Source organism: Corynebacterium sp. HMSC06C06 (genome assembly GCF_001807295.1).
GTDB classification, from domain to species: Bacteria; Actinomycetota; Actinomycetes; order Mycobacteriales; family Mycobacteriaceae; genus Corynebacterium; species Corynebacterium striatum.
On the sequence record NZ_KV788498.1, the window covers coordinates 63,285 to 81,041 of the forward strand.

General features: G+C 60.8%; 18 protein-coding genes. 11 read left to right on the forward strand and 7 right to left on the reverse strand.

The window, feature by feature from the left end; all coding sequences use genetic code 11:
• Window positions 1-13 precede the first annotated feature (13 nt).
• From HMPREF3153_RS08015 to HMPREF3153_RS08045, 7 genes are read left to right on the forward strand one after another with little or no spacing between them, the layout of a single operon-like run.
• The gene (locus tag HMPREF3153_RS08015; RefSeq protein ID WP_070420520.1) at window positions 14-3,019 is read left to right on the forward strand and encodes a Na+/H+ antiporter subunit A; all 3,006 of its coding nucleotides are present in this window, start codon (window positions 14-16) and stop codon (window positions 3,017-3,019) included.
• A gap of 2 nt (window positions 3,020-3,021) precedes the next feature.
• A complete protein-coding gene (locus HMPREF3153_RS08020) occupies window positions 3,022-3,522 on the forward strand; it encodes a Na(+)/H(+) antiporter subunit C (RefSeq protein WP_005529829.1) in 501 nt (166 codons plus the stop codon).
• Window positions 3,515-5,290 carry a Na+/H+ antiporter subunit D gene (locus HMPREF3153_RS08025; protein ID WP_070420521.1) on the forward strand — a complete coding sequence of 592 codons (1,776 nt, stop codon included), beginning with the start codon at window positions 3,515-3,517 and terminating at the stop codon, window positions 5,288-5,290. Before HMPREF3153_RS08020 ends, HMPREF3153_RS08025 begins: the two co-directional genes overlap by 8 nt.
• The gene (locus HMPREF3153_RS08030) at window positions 5,287-5,805 is read left to right on the forward strand and encodes a Na+/H+ antiporter subunit E (protein ID WP_070420522.1); all 519 of its coding nucleotides are present in this window, start codon (window positions 5,287-5,289) and stop codon (window positions 5,803-5,805) included. Before HMPREF3153_RS08025 ends, HMPREF3153_RS08030 begins: the two co-directional genes overlap by 4 nt.
• Window positions 5,805-6,080, forward strand: a complete 276-nt coding sequence (locus HMPREF3153_RS08035; protein WP_005529823.1) for a monovalent cation/H+ antiporter complex subunit F — start codon at window positions 5,805-5,807, stop codon at window positions 6,078-6,080. Before HMPREF3153_RS08030 ends, HMPREF3153_RS08035 begins: the two co-directional genes overlap by 1 nt.
• The gene (locus HMPREF3153_RS08040; protein ID WP_005529821.1) at window positions 6,077-6,466 is read left to right on the forward strand and encodes a monovalent cation/H(+) antiporter subunit G; all 390 of its coding nucleotides are present in this window, start codon (window positions 6,077-6,079) and stop codon (window positions 6,464-6,466) included. The genes HMPREF3153_RS08035 and HMPREF3153_RS08040 overlap by 4 nt, the downstream gene beginning before the upstream one ends.
• Window positions 6,467-6,472: 6 nt before the next feature.
• A complete protein-coding gene (locus HMPREF3153_RS08045; RefSeq protein WP_070420523.1) occupies window positions 6,473-7,762 on the forward strand; it encodes a glycosyltransferase 87 family protein in 1,290 nt (429 codons plus the stop codon).
• Between the two features lie 37 nt (window positions 7,763-7,799).
• On the opposite strand, the gene HMPREF3153_RS08050 is transcribed toward HMPREF3153_RS08045, so the two are convergent.
• From HMPREF3153_RS08050 to HMPREF3153_RS08060, 3 genes are all read right to left on the reverse strand, one after another.
• The gene (locus HMPREF3153_RS08050) at window positions 7,800-8,945 is read right to left on the reverse strand and encodes a glutamate--cysteine ligase (protein ID WP_070420524.1); all 1,146 of its coding nucleotides are present in this window, start codon (window positions 8,943-8,945) and stop codon (window positions 7,800-7,802) included.
• Window positions 8,946-9,017: 72 nt separating this feature from the next.
• Entirely contained in the window at window positions 9,018-9,779 is a 762-nt protein-coding gene (locus tag HMPREF3153_RS08055; protein WP_083280976.1) for a LytR C-terminal domain-containing protein, read from the reverse strand.
• Between the two features lie 17 nt (window positions 9,780-9,796).
• The gene (locus HMPREF3153_RS08060; RefSeq protein WP_174775814.1) at window positions 9,797-10,078 is read right to left on the reverse strand and encodes a DUF3263 domain-containing protein; all 282 of its coding nucleotides are present in this window, start codon (window positions 10,076-10,078) and stop codon (window positions 9,797-9,799) included.
• Between HMPREF3153_RS08060 and HMPREF3153_RS08065 the strand changes: the two genes are divergently transcribed.
• The 4 genes from HMPREF3153_RS08065 to cls are packed head-to-tail and all read left to right on the forward strand — an operon-like array spanning window position 10,077 to window position 14,038.
• On the forward strand, window positions 10,077-10,697 hold the full coding sequence (locus tag HMPREF3153_RS08065) for a peptide deformylase (protein ID WP_070420526.1): 621 nt from the start codon (window positions 10,077-10,079) through the stop codon (window positions 10,695-10,697). The genes HMPREF3153_RS08060 and HMPREF3153_RS08065 overlap by 2 nt on opposite strands.
• 32 nt (window positions 10,698-10,729) lie before the next feature.
• A complete protein-coding gene (locus HMPREF3153_RS08070; protein WP_070420527.1) occupies window positions 10,730-11,740 on the forward strand; it encodes an N-acetylglutamate synthase, CG3035 family in 1,011 nt (336 codons plus the stop codon).
• Window positions 11,741-11,743: 3 nt separating this feature from the next.
• Entirely contained in the window at window positions 11,744-12,553 is an 810-nt protein-coding gene (locus tag HMPREF3153_RS08075) for an exodeoxyribonuclease III (RefSeq protein WP_070420528.1), read from the forward strand.
• 15 nt (window positions 12,554-12,568) lie between these two features.
• Window positions 12,569-14,038, forward strand: coding sequence for a cardiolipin synthase (gene cls / locus HMPREF3153_RS08080; RefSeq protein ID WP_371440904.1), 1,470 nt, complete (start codon window positions 12,569-12,571; stop codon window positions 14,036-14,038).
• 193 nt (window positions 14,039-14,231) lie between these two features.
• On the opposite strand, the gene HMPREF3153_RS08085 is transcribed toward cls, so the two are convergent.
• Genes HMPREF3153_RS08085 through HMPREF3153_RS08100 form a run of 4 tightly spaced genes read right to left on the reverse strand, consistent with a single transcriptional unit; the run spans window position 14,232 to window position 17,676 of the window.
• A complete protein-coding gene (locus HMPREF3153_RS08085) occupies window positions 14,232-15,398 on the reverse strand; it encodes a multidrug effflux MFS transporter (protein ID WP_070420529.1) in 1,167 nt (388 codons plus the stop codon).
• On the reverse strand, window positions 15,395-16,165 hold the full coding sequence (locus HMPREF3153_RS08090) for an ABC transporter permease (RefSeq protein ID WP_070420530.1): 771 nt from the start codon (window positions 16,163-16,165) through the stop codon (window positions 15,395-15,397). The genes HMPREF3153_RS08085 and HMPREF3153_RS08090 overlap by 4 nt, the downstream gene beginning before the upstream one ends.
• Window positions 16,165-17,130, reverse strand: coding sequence for an ABC transporter ATP-binding protein (locus HMPREF3153_RS08095; protein ID WP_046646093.1), 966 nt, complete (start codon window positions 17,128-17,130; stop codon window positions 16,165-16,167). The genes HMPREF3153_RS08090 and HMPREF3153_RS08095 overlap by 1 nt, the downstream gene beginning before the upstream one ends.
• Window positions 17,131-17,160: 30 nt before the next feature.
• Window positions 17,161-17,676, reverse strand: a complete 516-nt coding sequence (locus tag HMPREF3153_RS08100) for an NUDIX domain-containing protein (protein ID WP_083280977.1) — start codon at window positions 17,674-17,676, stop codon at window positions 17,161-17,163.
• Between the last annotated feature and the right edge of the window lie 81 nt (window positions 17,677-17,757).

Sequence of the window (17,757 nt, forward strand, 5' to 3'; positions counted from 1 at the left end):
CCTGAGCCTAGCTGTGATAGCTGTCTTGAGTGCCTTGGTGCTGGCCACCATCATCGCGCCCTTCCTCATATTTTTTGTTGGCCGTCCTGCTTTTGGCGCACTCGCTATTGTCCCCGGCGCGGGCTTTTTCTGGGTCCTCAAACAACTCACCACCGGCGCCTTCCGTGACGGTGCCACGCTGCGCTACACCATGGAGTGGATGCCGGACGCGAACCTCAACGTCGATCTGCGCATGGACGCGCTCTCTGCCCTCTTTAGCCTCATCATTTTGGGCGTCGGCGCTTTGGTTCTGCTCTATTGCTGGGGTTACTTCGACCAGACTCCCCGGCGTCTGGCCATGTTTGGCTCCCAGATGGTCTGCTTTGCCACCGCGATGTATGGACTGGTCATCTCCGATAGCTTCCTGATGATGTACGTGTTCTGGGAAGTGACCTCCCTGCTGTCCTACCTCCTGGTGAGCTACTACGGCGAACGCGCCTCCTCGCGTCACGCCGCGCAGCAGGCGCTCATGGTCACCACCCTGGGCGGCCTCACCATGCTCATGGGCATCATCCTGCTCGGCCGCCAAACGGGCACGTGGACGTTTAGTGAGATCGAGACTTTCGACCGCCTCGCCCAGACCCCCTACATCACGATTGCCATCGTGTTCATCTTGGCCGGCGCACTGAGTAAATCCGCCATCGCCCCCGCGCACTTCTGGCTGCCCGGCGCCATGGCCGCGCCGACGCCGGTCTCTGCCTACCTGCACTCCGCTGCGATGGTGAAGGCCGGTATCTACCTGGTTGCGCGCTTGGCACCGGAGTTCCACGAGGTGGCCACCTGGCATCTCGTCGTGCTGCCGCTTGGCACCTTAACGATGCTGTTGGGCGGTTGGATGGCCCTCAAGCAGCGCGACCTCAAGCTCATCTTGGCTTATGGCACCGTCTCGCAGTTGGGCTTCATCACCGCCATCGTGGCCATTGGCTCACGCGAGGCATTGCAAGCAGGCCTCGCGCTGACCTTTGCGCATTCCCTGTTCAAGGCTGCGCTGTTTATGATCGTTGGTGCCATCGACCATGCGTCGGGAACGCGCGACATCGACAAGCTCTCTGGCCTCGGCAAGGCAAAGCCCGGCCTATACCTGCTTGCCATCATCCCGGCACTGTCCATGGCGGGCATCCCTCCCCTGCTGGGCTTTGTGGCCAAGGAAGCCACGCTTGAAACCATCCTTCACGAGGAGCTGCTCGTTGGCATGCCACGCAACATGCTCTTGGTGGGCGTCGTCGTGGGCTCCATGCTGACCATGGCCTACGCGCTGCGCTTCCTGTGGGGCGCCTTCGCCACGAAGAAAGACGCTGCGGGCCAAAGCCGCGGCACTTCCGACGCCGTGGCCGACATGCATGCGCTCTCCCCGCTGTTGTGGATTCCGCCTGCGGGTCTTACGGCCCTGACCATCTTCTTCGGCGTCAATCCACAGCCGCTTTCCCTCGGCATCAACCAGCACCTCAACAACATCTTCGGCGCTGACGAGCACACCTACCTCGCTCTGTGGCACGGCTGGACAGTACCGCTGGGTATCTCCGTAGTCATCGTCGTGGCCGGTATCTTCCTCCACTGGCAGCGCGCAGAACTGGCCAAGTGGCAGTTCCAGTACCCGGCTTTGGGCTCAGCAGACCAGGCCTACGACACCGTCATCAACAGCCTGCGTCAGCTCTCGCTGCACACCACCGCTTCCACGCAGCGCGGCTCCCTGCAGATGAACATGTCGATCATCTTCGCCACCCTCATGGTGCTGCCGGTCATCATGCTCATCCGCGGCGACCTCACCAACGTACGCATGATCGTGGCGGAAAACCCGTGGCAGATCGTTGCTGCGCTCATCATCATCGTCTGTGCTGTCGCTGCCACCGTGACGGACAATAGGCTGTCTGGCGTCATCATCGTTGGCGTCACCGGCTACGCACTGTCCTTCCTCTTTGCGCTGCATGGCGCACCTGACTTAGCCCTGACCCAGTTGCTCGTGGAGACCATCATCATGGTTTTGTTCATGCTGGTTCTGCGCCGCATGCCGGCTAATACCGAGTGGAAGCAGGACCCCAAGATGGGTCGTCTGCGCGCCTGGCTCGCGGTTGGCGTGGGCCTTACCGTGACGCTCGTGGGAATGTTCGCCATCAATGCCCGCCGCTCTAACCCCATTTCCGAGTTCATGCCGGAACTGGCCAAAGAAATCGGCCACGGCGCCAACACCGTGAACGTACTGTTGGTGGACCTGCGCGCCTGGGATACCTTCGGTGAGATCACCGTGTTGGTTATCGCCGCCACGGGTATCGCATCGCTGATTTATCGCACCCAATCCTTCACCCGCGACTCGCGCCGCCCCACCCTGCAGGTCACTGGGCGCCGCTGGCTGGCGGCAGGCGTGGAATCAGAACAGGCCCTCAACCGCTCCCTCATGGTGGATGTCGCCACGCGCCTGCTCTTCCCCTCGATGATCGCGCTCTCGCTGTACTTCTACTTCTCCGGCCACAATGCACCCGGCGGCGGCTTCGCCGGCGGCTTGGTCGCGGCGCTGGCTCTTATCCTGCGCTACCTGGCAGGTGGCCGCGCTGAGCTCGACGAGGCGCTACCCATCGACGGCGGGCGCACCATGGGCACCGGATTGCTCATCTCGGTGGGCTCGGTGGTTGTGCCGCTGGCTTTCAACCACCCGCCTTTGACCACCGGCTACACCAAGGTGGCGGTGCCGCTCATAGGCGATGTCTCGCTGCCCTCCGCGTTGGTCTTCGACGCGGGCGTCTACCTCATCGTGGTGGGCCTGACCTTGTACATCCTCAACTCGCTCGGCGGCAAGCTTGACGAGGAAGAGGAGATGCGTAAGCAGCGTGCCCGTGACCGTGCCCGCTCGCTCGCGCGCCGCCAGAAAGAACGAGCCTCCTCCCGTGAGAAGAACGCGGCGGGCGCCACGCGGGCGTCGTCAAGCGCAGCGCAACCCGATGCCCCAAGCACAACGCAAGCCCACACCACCGGAAAGGAGAGCTAAGAATGGAAGCCAATCTGTTCCTTCTCCTCGCCGCAGGCGTGCTGTGCGGCTCTGGCGTGTACCTCATGCTTGACCGCGCCATGACCAAGATGCTGCTTGGCATTCTGCTGCTGGGCAATGGCGCCAACCTGCTGCTCCTGCAGGCCGGCGGGCAGGCTGGATCGCCGCCTATCGACGGCCGCGAGACCGCCCAATACGGTGAGAACATCGCGGACCCACTGGCCCAGGGCATGATCCTGACAGCCATCGTGATCTCCATGGCGCTGACAGGATTTATCCTGACTCTGGCCTACCGCCAGTACCGCTACCGCACCGCCGACGTCATTGAGGACGACGCGGAAGATACCGCAATCGCGGCTCTGGCCGCCCGCCCGGGCAACGCCGCCGCGGCCCCTGATCATGACGCATCCAACGACCCGGCCACCGGCCGCGCCACCAAGGAAGGCGACGCCTTTGGCCCAGCCTTCTTCGAGGAACCCGTAAAGGAGGCAAACGATGACTGAGACCCTGCCTCCGCTGGTTAGCTTCCTGCTTCCTTACATGGGCTTCCTCATCCCCATGCCCGTGGTCATCCCGGCGCTCGCCGCAGCCTTGTCGATGCTGTGCGCCCGCTTCCCCGGCGTCCAGCGCCAGATCGCATTCTTCTCTTTGCTTTTGCTGGCAGCGGTCAATGCGCTGCTGATCTTGATCGCCGACACCGCGGGCATTCAGACCCTGCAAGTCGGCGGCTGGGACGCACCCGTAGGCATCACGCTGGTGGCCGATCGTCTCTCCACGGTGATGCTCTTTACCTCGTCCGTGGTCTTGTTCTCAGTGATGTGGTACGCCATCTCGCAGGGTATTCGCGACGGTTCCAAGGACGAGCCCGTCGCCGTCTTCCTGCCGACGTACATGCTGCTGACTATGGGCGTGAACGTCTCCTTCTTGGCCGGTGATCTGTTCAACCTGTATGTGGGATTCGAGATCTTCCTCGTGGCCTCCTATGTGCTGCTCACGCTGGGCGCCTCGCCCGCCCGCGTGCGCGCCGGCGTGGGCTACGTTATGGTCTCGATGGCCTCCTCTCTCATCTTCGTGCTCGCCCTCGCATATGTCTACGCGGCAGTGGGCACCATGAACATGGCGCAAATCGGCATGCGCATGGAGACCATCCCGGAGGGCACCCGTACGGCGATCTTCTCGGTGCTGCTCATCGCCTTCGGCATCAAGGCCGCCATCTTCCCGCTGGATGCCTGGCTGCCGGACTCCTATCCCACCGCGCCTTCCCTGGTCACGGCAGTCTTTGCGGGCTTGCTCACCAAGGTCGGCGTCTACGCCATCATTCGTGCGCGCACCTCCATCTTTACCGGCGGCGGCCTGGATCAGTTGCTCATGTGGGTAGCGCTGGCCACGATGCTCGTGGGTATCTTAGGTGCGATGGCGCAGTCTGACATCAAACGACTTTTGTCATTTACGCTGGTGAGCCACATCGGCTACATGATCTTTGGGGTGTCCCTCGGCACCGCACAGGGTCTGTCCGGCGCCATCTTCTACGCGGTGCACCACATTCTGGTCCAGACCGCGCTCTTCCTGGTGGTGGGCCTCATCGAGCGTCAGGCGGGTACCTCCTCCCTGCGCCGCTTGGGCTCGCTGATTTACAGCGCCCCGCTCATCGCAATTTTGTACTTCATCCCGGCCATGAACCTGGGCGGCATCCCGCCATTTTCCGGCTTCCTCGGCAAGGTCATTTTGCTGCAGGCCGGCGCGAACGAGGGCTCATGGCAGGCCTGGGTCCTGATTGGCGGCGCGGTCCTGACCTCGCTGCTCACGCTCTACGTCATGGTTCTGGTATGGGCTAAGGGATTCTTGCGCGACCGCGCCGACGCCCCAGAAGGCAACATGGCATTGGCGCACCCTTCGCCGCTTTCCGACGTCACGGATGTCATCGAGCTCGAAGAGCGCCAGGACGTGGGCAAGGTGCCTTTCGGCATGCTGGCTTCCACCTCCCTGTTGGTGTTGGCGTCAGTGTCGATTACCTTCCTAGCCGGCCCCATTTCCGGTGTGACCAGCCGCGCGGCCGAGTCTGCGCAGGATGACACCATCTACCGCTATGCGGTGCTGGGCGACAACGCTGATAATCCTTCCCGAACGCTGGACCAGAAGGATCGATACAAAAACGACGCTGATTCCTTCGAGCAGCGCCGCTCCCCCATTGAGCAGCCGCAGCCCGGCGTCGATTCCGTTGCTCCCGCCACACCCACCGGCGCACCAGAAAAGAAGGAGGGGCAGCGATGAAATTTTCTGGCATTCGCCACCGCTTCCGCCCGTGGTTCATAGCTTGGATCACCGTCATGTGGTGCCTGCTCATGGGCGAGGTCACCGTGGCCAACCTCGTGGGTGGCTTGTTGGTAGGCCTCTTCGTGGTCTTAGCGCTACCACTTCCAAAGATGCCGATTTCCGGGGTGAAAGTCTCGGGGGGCAAGCTCGTCCTTTTCATGCTGCATTGGACGTGGGACCTTTTCCACGCTTCCCTGAAGGTGGGCTGGTTGGCGGTGCGCCCCCAGGAACCACCCAAGACGGCGATTCTGGAATTGCCGATGCGCCTCGACAGCGAGTTCATCCTCTCCCTCGCGGTGAGCCTGTACAACCTGCAGCCGGGTGGAACCGTCACCGACATCGATATCGCGAACCGCATGCTGACTATCCACATTCTGGACGCGGAGTCGGAAGCCGAGATCGAAAAGGAGATTGCCCAGGTGGCACAGCTCGAAGCATCCATGATTGAGATTTTTGAAAGGAGCCATCCCTGATGGATCCGCAGCTTTATGGCATTTTGCTCACCATCGCGGCAGGGCTTTTGGTGGTGGCGTTCTTGATCACTGTCTGGCGCATCATCGTGGGCCCCAACTCACTGGATCGCCTGGTGGGTATGGATGGCCTCGTGGCCATGTTCCAGTGTGCGCTGGCCACTTATATTTGCTGGACGCTCAACACAACGGTGGTCTCAGCGATGCTAGTGGTGGCTCTGCTGGGCTTCATCTCCACTGTTTCGGTCACCAGGTTTAGAAAGAGGGACCCGCAATGAGCTATCACCTTTTTGCTGACGTCATCTCGATTGTTTTAATTCTCATCGGCTCCTTGCTCGTCCTCGCCGCAGCGATCGGCGTGGCGCGTTTCCCGGACACAATGTCACGCGTGCACGCCATTTCGAAGCCCCAAACCACCGGCTTGATTCTCACTATTCTCGGTGCGTTTTTCCGCGTCACAGGCTCCGATTCCTTCAGCGTGACTGAGCGTGGCGATTTAGGGATTTTATTGTTACTGGTACTCTTTGCAATGATCACCAGTCCGGTGACTGCACAGCGCACCTCACGAATTGCACGACGTGAAGGCCTGTACGGTACCGCTGAAAATATGTCTCGCAACGACAAGCCAGCGACTCGTTCAATGCGTCGGAAAAAGGATTCATAGAAGCTAATGCACAGAATGAAGAGAAAACAGGGCAAGAAACTCTACGGTATGCCCACACTGTTGACTCTTTTACTGGCATTTACGGCTTTGGTAATTTACCGCTTCAGCATTTATCCCGGCCGCGACCGCGCTTTCTTCGGCAAGATCCCGTTCGACTTGAAGATTTACCAAATGGCGGGCAAGGATTTGAAAGCGGGAGGCCAGCTTTACGACGCCCCCTATATCCATGAGTTTCCCTTCACCTACCCGCCGTTTGCTGGCTGGTTTTTCGAATGGATGGCTGATTTCAGTGACCACGATCTCATGGTGATTTGGCAATGGGTCACGGGAATCGCCCTCTTCATTGTCATCATGCTTGTCATTCGCGAGCGTGGCTATCGGCTCGGGCCGCTGACCTGGCTGGTGGGAATTGCGTTGCTCATAAGCAGTCTTGCTGCCGAACCAATCAACGGCACCTTCTACTATGGACAGATCAATATCCTGCTGATGTTCTTGGTGTCCCTGGATTTCCTCCTCCCCACCAAGCTCCGCCTGCCCGGAATCGGCATTGGTATTGCCGCTGGCATGAAGCTCACCCCGGCTTACATGGGCCTCGCGTTGCTCTTCCAGAAGCGCTGGTGGGCGGCCATTGGCTCCATCGCCGCTTTCGCAGTCACTATCGGCATCGGTGTTGCTTTCGTCCCCGACGCAATGGATTTCTGGACGGACAAGATTTTCAACTCCAACCGTATCGGGGAAGTCGATGCCCCAGGCGCTAAGTCCCTGCGTTCTGTCCTCGCCCGTCTCACTGGCGAAGACGATACCGCGCTGTGGTTGCTGGGCGTGGCCATCATTGTTATGGTGACCATGTTGGCACTGCGTACGGCGTGGATTCGAAAGAACAGCACCGCAGCCTTTGCTCTAACTGGCTTGAGCGCTTGCTTGGTTTCGCCTTTCTCCTGGTACCACCACTTCGTGTGGGTTGTGCCTTTCGGCATTTGGGTAATGCTGGCGGTCAACGAGGCCATCGGAACGCGTCTGCGCACAGTCTGGGGCGCGCAACTGGCCGCGGTAGCGTCCTTCCTGGCTCTGCTTATCGTGGAACTGCCTTTCGTGGCCGCACCGGTCTGGCTAGGGGGCTCCTCGCGCACCCTCGACGCATTGGAAACCTTCCAGCCATTGGCCTCCCTGGTGTGGCCACTAGCTTGCTTCCTCTACATCGCGGTGTACGCAATTTGGGGTTTCATGCCACAAAAGCGCACCACCGAACTAGACGCTGCGCCTACGACCAGGATCCCTACCGTTCGCGTCAAGTAGCTTGCGCGCCGAAGCGCCGCCCCCGCGTTGAAGGGCGCTAATTGCGCTCCAACGGCTGGCGGTCCAGCATCTCCTGGCAGGTCGCCTCGACTACCTTTTGCCAGCTGCCGGTCTCTTCGTACAAGGCACGCTGCCGCTCATAGCCTGCGCCATCATCGATAATTTCGTGGATAAGGGCCAGCTCCTCAGCGCAGCCCAACTCGCGGGCCAGCGGAGTTAGCTCCTCCACGAGGTCTGCCAGTTCATCCTTAATCCAGCGCTCATCCGTCTCGCGCGACGTAATCACCAAGGCATCCATGCCATAGCGCGCGCCGCGCCATTTATTCTCCGCCACGTGCCACGGCTGCAGAATCGGCAACTCCTCGCCGCGATCAATCATGCGGTCGTAGTGAACAACCAAGCAGTGAGTCAGTGCCACCACGGCGGAGAGCTCGCGCAGGTTGGAGGAGGCGTCAGAAATGCGCACCTCGACGGTGCCCCACTTGGAAGCTGGGCGGATGTCGAAATGCATCGACCCGGTGTGGTTAATCACTCCCGAGATGGCCTGGTCCCGCATGTAGGACTGCCATTCTTCCCAGCTTTGGAACTGGTACGGCATGCCAGCGGTGGGCAGCTGCTGATAGAGCATCGTGCGGTTGGAGGCGTATCCGGTGTCAAGGCCCTCCCAAGCCGGGGAGCACGCCGAAATTGCCAGCAGGTGCGGGTACTTGGTCATCAATGCGTTGATGATGGGCCAGACGCGATCCTCATGGCGAATGCCAACGTGGACATGGGTGCCCCACAACAGCATCTGCTTGCCCCAGTACTGGGTGCGGTTGATAATTTCGGAATAGCTCTCCTTAGTGGAGACGGGGTTTTCACGAAAATCAGTGAAGGGGTGTCCACCCGAAGCCCACAACTTAACGCCCATCTCATCGGCGGCGGCTCGGACGTGGGAAAGCTTGTGAGCAAGGTCAGCCACGGCTTCTGGAACCGTGCGACAGATGCCGGTGACGAGCTCAACGGTGTTTTGGAGGAATTCCTTCTCCAAGTGAATCTCAGGCGCAGCGGCGTGGACGAGTTCAATCAGTTCGGCGCCACGGGGCACGAGATCCCACGTGGTGGGGTCGACGAGGGCGACTTCCCACTCGACGCCCAGTGTGGGTTCAGCAGAACGGGCGAAGGACTCTTCCGGAGTATTCACCCGTTCAGTCTAACTTTCACAGTCACCATACTGGGCATTTAAATTTATATTGCTGCACTTATTCCTGCTGCACTAGGCCTGCGGAATTGCCAGGACAGCTACAACCGCGTTGCCCTTGGTGTAGTTTTCACCTAGCTCAGCTGGGTATTCTGCAACAGCGCCTTCTGGGACGGCAGTAGCGCCATAAAACTCGGTTGCAGTCTGGCGAGCCAGTGCCTCTGCGTCTTTGTCACCGGCTGGGTAGAAGACCATGGTCTGCGGGACGGTGAGGACGTCGCCAGGCAGGTTGCCCACCTCGCCCACCTTGAAGCCGCGGTCCTTTAGCTTGGTGGATTCCTCATCGGCATAGCCCGCGCGGCCCGAGTTGTTAAAGACGTTGACCGGAATATCTTTGGGCGCGCGCTTGGCAGCCTCGCCCTGGGCTCCATCGTGGCCATCTCGATCTGCTGCGTTTTCCCCCTTGCCCGCATTATCGCGTTTCTCGCCTGCGGCGGCTGGGTCGGAAGCCTGCGCAGACTCGCCCGGAGCCTGCTGGGCCGCGGATCCAGGTTTTCCGCCCTGTGCGCCCGGCTCGCCTTCTGCTGGAGCTGAGAGCGTGGCGGCCTCAGAGGCACCAGTTTGAGACGCGGTATCGCTAGAGTCCTCGGAGGTCAACTTGTACAGACCCCACATGCCGAGCATGACTGCAACGGCGATGAGCACCATCGCAAGGCCGCGTAGTGGCAGGCCGCTTGCTCCGCCGACAGCAGCGCCGGTCGATGCACCAGAAGATGCATCGGTTGGGGCATCGGTAGGGGTGGATTCTGCCGAGTTATCTGAATTCACATTAGTCACAACAGTAACTCTAGCGTCTAGCTGTCGAGATCTGGGGCATTCCCCCTTGCGGCGCGCCGCACCTCTTCGCGCTGGTCACGCACCCGCCGCAAGCGCGCCACCAGGACGGGATACGCGGCGGCGGCAGCGGGGGCGTCGAGAAGCACGTTCAAGCGCTGGTGATAGCGCACCGGTGAGATATCCAGCTGGGTGCGGATGGCTTCCTCCTTGGGTCCGATACCGCGCGGCGCGTGGGATTCGAACTCCAAGATGGCGGCGTCTAGGTCTGACAAGGAGTGCATGCCTAAACTGTAGGGCATGACTATTCGCCCCATCGTTATCCACGGCGACCCGGTTCTCCACAATCCCACCGAACCGGTCACTGAGCCCATCGATTCCCCGGAGCTCCAGGAGCTCATCGCGGACATGTACGAGACCATGGACGTCGCCCACGGCGTCGGCCTCGCTGCCAACCAGGTAGGCATCAACAAGCGTCTCTTCGTCTACCACTGCCCTGACACCGACGGCCCCGAAGGTACCGAGCTGCCGGCCGACAAGGCCGGCATGCGCAAGGGCTGCGTCATCAACCCGGTCTTGGAGACCTCCGAGATTCCTGAGGGCATGCCTGCCGACGACGGCTCCGAGGACGAGGGCTGCCTCTCCGTGCCGGGCGAGAGTTTCCCCACCGGCCGCGCCGACTGGGCACGCGTCACCGGCAAGGATGAACACGGAAATGACATCTCTATCGAGGGCTACGGCTTCTTCGCCCGTATGCTCCAGCACGAGACCGGCCACCTCGATGGCTTTGTCTACACCGACGTGCTCACCGGCCGTTTCAAGCGCCAGGCCAAGAAGATCATCAAGCGCAACGGGTGGACCGAGGCCGGCTGGACCTGGATGCCGGGCGAGGACGAAGATCCCTTCGGCCACGACGCGTAAATAGACTGCGCCCCTAATCGCCCTTAATCGACATGAGCTACATCTTCCGTTCTGACGCCGTCGAGGTCGGCGAGCGCGTCGTCGCCCGGCGCGAAATCGACGGCATGCACACCGACGTCATCGGCCACGTCCTCTCCCTCGACCCACTGGTCATCCGCCCCCAAGAAGTGGGCGGCTATCCCTCCTCGCTGGAAGCGGTGGAGATCCCGGCGGAGGAACTGAAGATCATCAAACGCCTGTCCCCGCGCATGGTCCGCAACTCCGACATCCGGGCCGTCGAGGTGGCCACCGCCGCAGCGTTCCCCGGAAAGGAACACACGTGGACCAAGGATGGGCAGTGGCTCATGCGCGCGGGTGACGGCGTGACTGGCCGTTCCAATTCCGCGGTTCCACTGGGTCCCTCGGCGGGCTTCACCCCGGTTCCGATGGACGAGATCGATGAGTTCTACGCCCGCCACGATCTCCCCACTCGCCTGGCTATTCCCGAGCGAATCGGCAAGCCTGCCGAGCGCGTCATCGCAGCGTCCCCAGAAAACTGGGAGCTAGAGCCCGAGGTCATCGTCATGGTGCGACTACTCGAGGGAGAGGTAGCTGGCGCCCCACTTCCAGAGGGCATCACTTTCCGCGTGGACGCACAGCCAGACCAAGAGTGGCTCGACCTCTACCACTTCCGCGGCCGGGCTCTGCCGCCTGAGGCGCTGGAGTATCTGCGCAGCCGCATCGACGGCACCATGGAATTTGGCCGCCTACTCGCCCCGAGCGGCGAGACCATCGCGATCACCCGCGGCACCCTCACCGAGTCTGGCGACGGTACGGTGTGGTTAGGATTCTCTGCCGTCGAAGTCGCTGCTGCTTGGCGACGCCGCGGCCTCGGCGCCGCCCTCGGTTCCCACATGTTGGGCTGGGGCAAAGACAACGGCGCGGAAAAGGCATACCTGCAGGTGGTGGCGTCGAATAGCGCGGGCGTGGCCATGTACGGCAAGCTCGGATTCATTGAACAGCATCGACATAGGTACGCCATGCGCAAAGGCGGTAACCTGTAGTCCATGCGCATAGCCACTTGGAACATCAACTCGGTCCGCACCCGCGTCCAGCGCGCGGTGGACCTGCTGGTCAAACACGACATCGACGTGTTGTGCCTGCAGGAGACCAAGGTTGCCGACGATAAGTTCCCCGTCATGGACTTCGAGGCCGCGGGCTATCACGTAACTCACCATGGCCTGAACCAGTGGAACGGCGTGGCCATCGTGTCCAAGTCGGAGCCGGAGGAGGTCTTTACCTCCTTTCCCGGCCAGCCGGGCTTTGCCAAAGACCCAGAAAAGCCACAGAATCTCGAGGCGCGTGCGGTGGGTGCGCGCATTCGCGGGGTGGAAATCTGGTCACTGTATGTGCCCAATGGCCGCGAAATCACCGACCGCCACTACGCCTACAAGCTGCAATTCCTCTACGCGCTGGCTCGCTACGCGGAGTCCCGCGCACAGTCGAAGCTGCTGCTTACGGGCGACTTCAACATCGCCCCACGCGACGAAGACGTGTGGGACATCGAGGCCTTCCGCGGTAAGACTCACGTCACCGAGCCGGAGCGCGCGGCATTCCAGATGCTCGAGGAGGCCGGCCTGGAGGAAGTGACACGACGCTTTACTGAGGAGCAGCGCTGGACCTACTTCGACTACAAGTCGCTGCGCTTCCAAAAGAACGAGGGCATGCGCATCGACTTCCAACTGGCGTCGCGGTCCTTGGCGGCCACGGTGCAGTCCGCACAGGTAGACATGGTTGAGCGAGCCGGGGATAAGACCTCAGACCACTGCTTGCTCTTGGCCGACTACGACCTCCCCGACTTCGACTCCGTGCGTTAGGAGCACTCCTCAGGCATGAACTTGGCGCTAAACATCGATCTGTCATTCTGGCAGCTGTTTTTCCTGATCCTCGATTACGGCATCAAGATCGTCGCCATCGGTTTCGTCCCTGAAGGCCGCCGCCCTTCCAGCTCCACGGCGTGGCTGCTGGCTATTTTGTTGCTGCCGCTCGTAGGCCTTCCGCTGTTCCTGCTCATGGGCTCGCCTTATATCAACAGGCGCCGGCACCGCATCCAGCAAGAAGCCAATGACCTGCTGGAAGATGTCACCGCGAATACTCCTAACCATCCGCGCGGCCGGCTCTCCCCAGAGGTCGAGTCTCTGATTACTCTCAACCGCAACCTGACGGGTTTCCCGGCGCTCATTGGACACAACAAGGGCATTTACAGCGATTATGCAGAAGCCATCGCGGCTATTTCTAGGGCGGTGGATAAGGCGGAAAAGTACGTCTACATCGAGATTTACATCCAGTCTTGGGACGAGGTCACCGACGTGTTCTACCAGGCGCTCAAGCGCGCCCGCGCCCGCGGCGTGGAGGTCAAGCTGCTCCTAGACCAGATTGGCAGCTTCAAGTACAAGGGCTACTGGGGCTTTGGCAAGAAGCTGACGGAAATCGGCGTCGAGTGGCACTTGATGCTGCCGCTGCAGCTGCACAAGTTCCGCTTCCGCCGCCCCGACCTGCGCAATCACCGCAAGCTCGTGGTGGTTGATGGCCACACTGGCTTCATCGGATCGATGAACATGATCAAGCGCAGCTATAAATCCAAGAATCGCTATTGGGTGGACTACATGGTGGAACTCACGGGGCCGGTGGTGACTTCATTGTCCGCGGTCTTTGCGGTGGACTGGTACTTGGAATCGGAAGAGGCGCTCTCGCTGGAGCCGTTGCCTTACGACGACGCACTCACCGACGACTCCAACTTCCTCCAGGTCATCCCGTCTGGTCCTGGTTACACCACGGAGCCGAACCTGCGAATGTTCAACTCTTTGGTGCACCACGCTAAAGACCGTTTGGTGATGGTCTCGCCTTACTTCGTACCGGACGAGTCCTTGCTCGAGGCGGTCACCACCGCGTGCTATCGCGACGTTGACGTGGAGCTTTATGTCTCGGCGAAAGCGGACCAGTTTATGGTCAACCACGCGCAGTCCTCCTATTACCAGACACTTTTGGAGGCGGGCGTGCGCATCTTCCAGTTCCCAGAGCCTTTCGTGCTGCACTCGAAGTTCATCATTGCGGACCCTGACCAGCCTGGCCGCGACCCGCTATGCATGTTCGGCTCCTCAAACATGGACATGCGCTCCTTCGGCCTGAATTACGAGTCCACCATGCTCGTGGCCAAGGGCAACTTGCTCGAGGATTTCAACCAGTTGGCGTCGAACTATCGCGCTGTGAGCCACGAGCTGACTTTGGAGGAATGGAACGAGCGCGGCTTTATCCGCCGCTATGTTGATAACGTGATGCGCTTGACTTCGGCGCTGCAGTAGCCGCGCGACGAGGCTCGCTTCCCTCCCCGCTCTCGCTCCCTCCCTCCCGCTCCCTCTCGTTCCCGCAAATACCCAGCCCTAGCTACCCAGACCCTGAGGTCGCGGATCCGTCAACTCGACGGCACCACGATCGCCACCTGCAGGTCTGGGTATCCGGGGCTGGGTGCTTGCAAAAGTGGCAGCAGGCGAGCCGCTAAGCGTGCTTGCGCAGGGCCGCGAAAGCACCGCACACAGCAATGGCCGAGCAGACCACCATGCCGATGCCCATCGTGAGGGCCGGATCATTGCCCAGACCCATCAACGGGCTGACCACGCCCGCCAAAATCGACTGCACAAAGCCGATAATCGCGGAAACCGAACCGGCCTTTTCGCGCATGAGCCCCGTAGCCAGCGCCGTAGCGTTGCCCATGATGAAGCCTGTCGGCGCGATGCAGCAGAAGAGAATCAACACCATAAGCCACACCGGCGCACCGAGGAAAATAGCTAGGAAAAGCAAGAAGTTGCAGAACAAAGCTGCCCCGACGCCGATGCTGAGCATCGTCTTCGGAGCACGTTTATTAAGTGCCTTCGCATTCACGATGGTCAGGGCAAACATGCCCATGGAGTTCATCGCGAAGATGAGCGAGTAGCTCGTCGCACTAAAGCCCCACTGCTGCTGCAAGACGAACGAGGAGGCCGATATGTACGAGAACATCGCACAGAATCCAAAGGCCACCGTGACCAAGAATCCCCAGAAACGCCCATTGCGCATCACGGTCAGGTAATTGCCGATGACCGTGCGAAGCAAATGGTCATGCGGGCGGCCGCCGGCGGTCTCCGGGACGACCAGAATCGCCAGCACGAACTGCAGTGCATGCAGGCCTGTAAGCACCCAGAAGATGCCGCGCCAGCCAATCGGTTCGGCCAGGAAGCCGCCCATGACCGGCGCCAACGCAGGCGCGATACCCTGCAGCGCCATGAGCAGCGAATAGGCCTTCGCAGCCGCCGCGCCAGTCAGCAGGTCCGGCACCACGGCACGCGAGAGCACCACGCAGGCACCGCCGCCCAAGCCTTGGAAGGCACGCGCGGCAATCAAGACGGCGATGCTCGGGGCGAGTGCCGCCACTGCCGACGCCGCCAAAGCCACGCCCGCGCCGAGGATGAGGAGGCGCTTGCGGCCGACGGCGTCGGAAAGCGGGCCGATCACCAGCTGCCCCACGCCCATTCCGATGAAGAAGCCAGTGAGGGTTAACTGCACCGCCGCGCGCGTAGTTTCCAGGTCAGAAACAATTGCCGGCATGACCGGCAAGTACATATCAGTAGCAAAAGGCGCTGTTGCAGACAACAGCGCCAAGGTAGCCAAGAGAGGCAGTGGGATCATGCGTCGCGTTTCTCAAGCACGAAGACACCCAGTATCCACAGGATCGCAGCCCACGCAATGAAGACGATCGCGCTGCCCGTGGAGGAATCCCACGGCGCATTTTCAGCAACTGAGTCGGATGCCCAGCTGTTGAAGGCCGAGAAAGGCATGAAGTGGATGATGTCGTCGCCGATCTTGGGCAAGACGCGAACAACGTTCTCAATACCCAGGTACAGGATGAGGGATAACGCAACAGTGCCGGCAGTCTGACGCAGCAGCCAGCCTAGGCCTTGGACAAAGATGGTAACCAAGAAGCTGAGCAGCGGGAACATCCACAGGGAACGCTTACCAGCATCCTCCTTGAAAGGCTCGTAAAGTTCCTTCACGGAGTCAGGCGCTAGCATCTCCGAGAGGAAGTAGATCAGCACCAGAGCCAAGAACATGATTACGGCCGCAATAACCCCGTACAAGAGCACCTTCACTAAAGCCACGATGCTGCGGTTAGGGTTTGACATGTACACGGTGGATTGCAGGCCGAAGCGATACTCAGTAGTAACCACCATGATGGCTTGGATCATGATGATCGGGATAACCAGCGCCAAGAGGATGGAGTTCATTCCCTGCGCCGTGAGCGGGCTGACGGGGAAGGCCGGATCTACTTCGGGCGCATTGAGGGAGTTAAGCAGCGCCCAACCGACCGACAGGACGAAAATGAGGCCGGTGGTCCAGTAGAAGGACTTCGTAGTGCAAAGCTTGGTCCACTCGGCGCGCAGGGTGTTAACAAACATTAGTTCTGCTCCTCCTGTGCGATGTTTTGGTTGGTTGCCGAAGCACCTGGGGTGCTGGCATGGTACTGCACGTCTTCGCCGGTCATCTGCATAAATGCATCCTCCAGGGAAGCACGTTTCAGGCTGAGCTCATTAAGCGGGACGCCCGTGGAGTACGCCAACTGGCCGATGAAGTCAGTGCTTTGGTCCTCGATGATGAACGTATTGCGGCCTTCTTCGTCGGTGCTGGTGCGGAAGGAAACGTTTGCCTCGCGCAGAGCGCCGCCGAATTCCTCGAGGTGGTCGGAACGCACGATGACGGAAGACTGTGAGTGCTCCTTCACGAAGTCATACGTGGACTGGTTTGCCACCAAGCGGCCGCGGCCAATGACCACGAGGTGGTCAGCCGTCAGAGACATCTCGGAAAGAAGATGGGAGGAAATCAGCACGGTACGGCCCTCAGCTGCGAGTGCGCGCACCAAGGAGCGCACCCAGCGAATGCCTTCTGGGTCGAGGCCGTTAACCGGCTCGTCGAGGATGAGGATTCCCGGGTCACCCAACAGGGCACCTGCCAAGCCGAGGCGCTGGCCCATACCGAGAGAGAAGCCGCCGGCCTTTTTACCGGCGACGTCGGAAAGCCCGACCAGCCCCAGGACCTCCTCCACGCGCTTGGTAGGGATTCCATTGGACTGTGCCATCCACTTCAGGTGGTTGGCGGCGGTGCGGTTGGGGTGCACTGCCTTGGCGTCGAGCAGCGCACCGACCTCCCGCAGCGGGTTCTTCAGCTCGCGGTAGGTCTTACCGTTAATACGGGCCTGGCCCGCCGTGGGGCTATCCAGGCCTAGAATCATGCGCATGGTCGTCGACTTACCCGCACCGTTCGGACCTAGAAAGCCGGTCACAATGCCTGGCTCCACCTTAAAGGTGAGGTCATCTACTGCACGGACAGACTTATATTGTTTTGTCAGTCCCTCAACTTCAATCATGCTGTCAAGGGTGCCATAGTTTTCTGGCAGTTACCTGCGTAGCCCCTCGATTTGTTTTAGCAGAGCCGGAAAAGCCTGCCGAAATGCCCCCAACAGAGGTAATTTTTCCACCTCTCCTAGCGGCACCCAGCGCAGCTCATTGGATTCCTCGTTTGCTTCCACGGCAAGCGGCTGGCCGCTGCGGGTCCGTGCAATGACCGTGGTGTAGGTCCAGTTGCCCGGCAGCCCACCCGCGGGAGGGAAGGGCCCAGAGGTCACGCAGGAGCAAAGCACCTCGACGTCGGCAGGCGCGATGGCGCATTCCTCGCAGGTCTCACGCAAGGCGGCTTCCTCGGGGGTCTCGTGTAAATCGCGCGCTCCGCCTGGGATTCCCCAAGTTCCGCCGTGGTTGGTCCACTCGGCGCGGTGTTGAAGAAGGAGTTTATCGCCGGCTAGAAGAAACAGCCCGGCCGCACCGAACTTACCCCACAGCTTGCTGCCTCCTGGGCCTGCGGCCCAGCCATCCCCGCTGATGTGTGTTTCTTCTCTCGCCGTCATGCCGCCCATCCTACGGGGCAGCGCCCTGCACCGCCTCCAAATGTGGTGGCGTGCATCACCAAAGCGTCTTTATTCTGCGCTATTCTAAGG

Coding starts and splice junctions, on each gene's coding strand:
- HMPREF3153_RS08020 (WP_005529829.1), top strand. CDS start 3,022: ATGGAAGCCAATCTGTTCCTTCTCCTCGCCGCAGGCGTGCTGTGCGGC.
- HMPREF3153_RS08025 (WP_070420521.1), top strand. CDS start 3,515: ATGACTGAGACCCTGCCTCCGCTGGTTAGCTTCCTGCTTCCTTACATG.
- HMPREF3153_RS08030 (WP_070420522.1), top strand. CDS start 5,287: ATGAAATTTTCTGGCATTCGCCACCGCTTCCGCCCGTGGTTCATAGCT.
- HMPREF3153_RS08035 (WP_005529823.1), top strand. CDS start 5,805: ATGGATCCGCAGCTTTATGGCATTTTGCTCACCATCGCGGCAGGGCTT.
- HMPREF3153_RS08040 (WP_005529821.1), top strand. CDS start 6,077: ATGAGCTATCACCTTTTTGCTGACGTCATCTCGATTGTTTTAATTCTC.
- HMPREF3153_RS08045 (WP_070420523.1), top strand. CDS start 6,473: ATGCACAGAATGAAGAGAAAACAGGGCAAGAAACTCTACGGTATGCCC.
- HMPREF3153_RS08065 (WP_070420526.1), top strand. CDS start 10,077: ATGACTATTCGCCCCATCGTTATCCACGGCGACCCGGTTCTCCACAAT.
- HMPREF3153_RS08060 (WP_174775814.1), bottom strand. CDS start 10,078: ATGCCCTACAGTTTAGGCATGCACTCCTTGTCAGACCTAGACGCCGCC.
- HMPREF3153_RS08070 (WP_070420527.1), top strand. CDS start 10,730: ATGAGCTACATCTTCCGTTCTGACGCCGTCGAGGTCGGCGAGCGCGTC.
- HMPREF3153_RS08075 (WP_070420528.1), top strand. CDS start 11,744: ATGCGCATAGCCACTTGGAACATCAACTCGGTCCGCACCCGCGTCCAG.
- cls (WP_371440904.1), top strand. CDS start 12,569: ATGAACTTGGCGCTAAACATCGATCTGTCATTCTGGCAGCTGTTTTTC.
- HMPREF3153_RS08085 (WP_070420529.1), bottom strand. CDS start 15,398: ATGATCCCACTGCCTCTCTTGGCTACCTTGGCGCTGTTGTCTGCAACA.
- HMPREF3153_RS08090 (WP_070420530.1), bottom strand. CDS start 16,165: ATGTTTGTTAACACCCTGCGCGCCGAGTGGACCAAGCTTTGCACTACG.
- HMPREF3153_RS08095 (WP_046646093.1), bottom strand. CDS start 17,130: ATGATTGAAGTTGAGGGACTGACAAAACAATATAAGTCTGTCCGTGCA.
- HMPREF3153_RS08100 (WP_083280977.1), bottom strand. CDS start 17,676: ATGGGCGGCATGACGGCGAGAGAAGAAACACACATCAGCGGGGATGGC.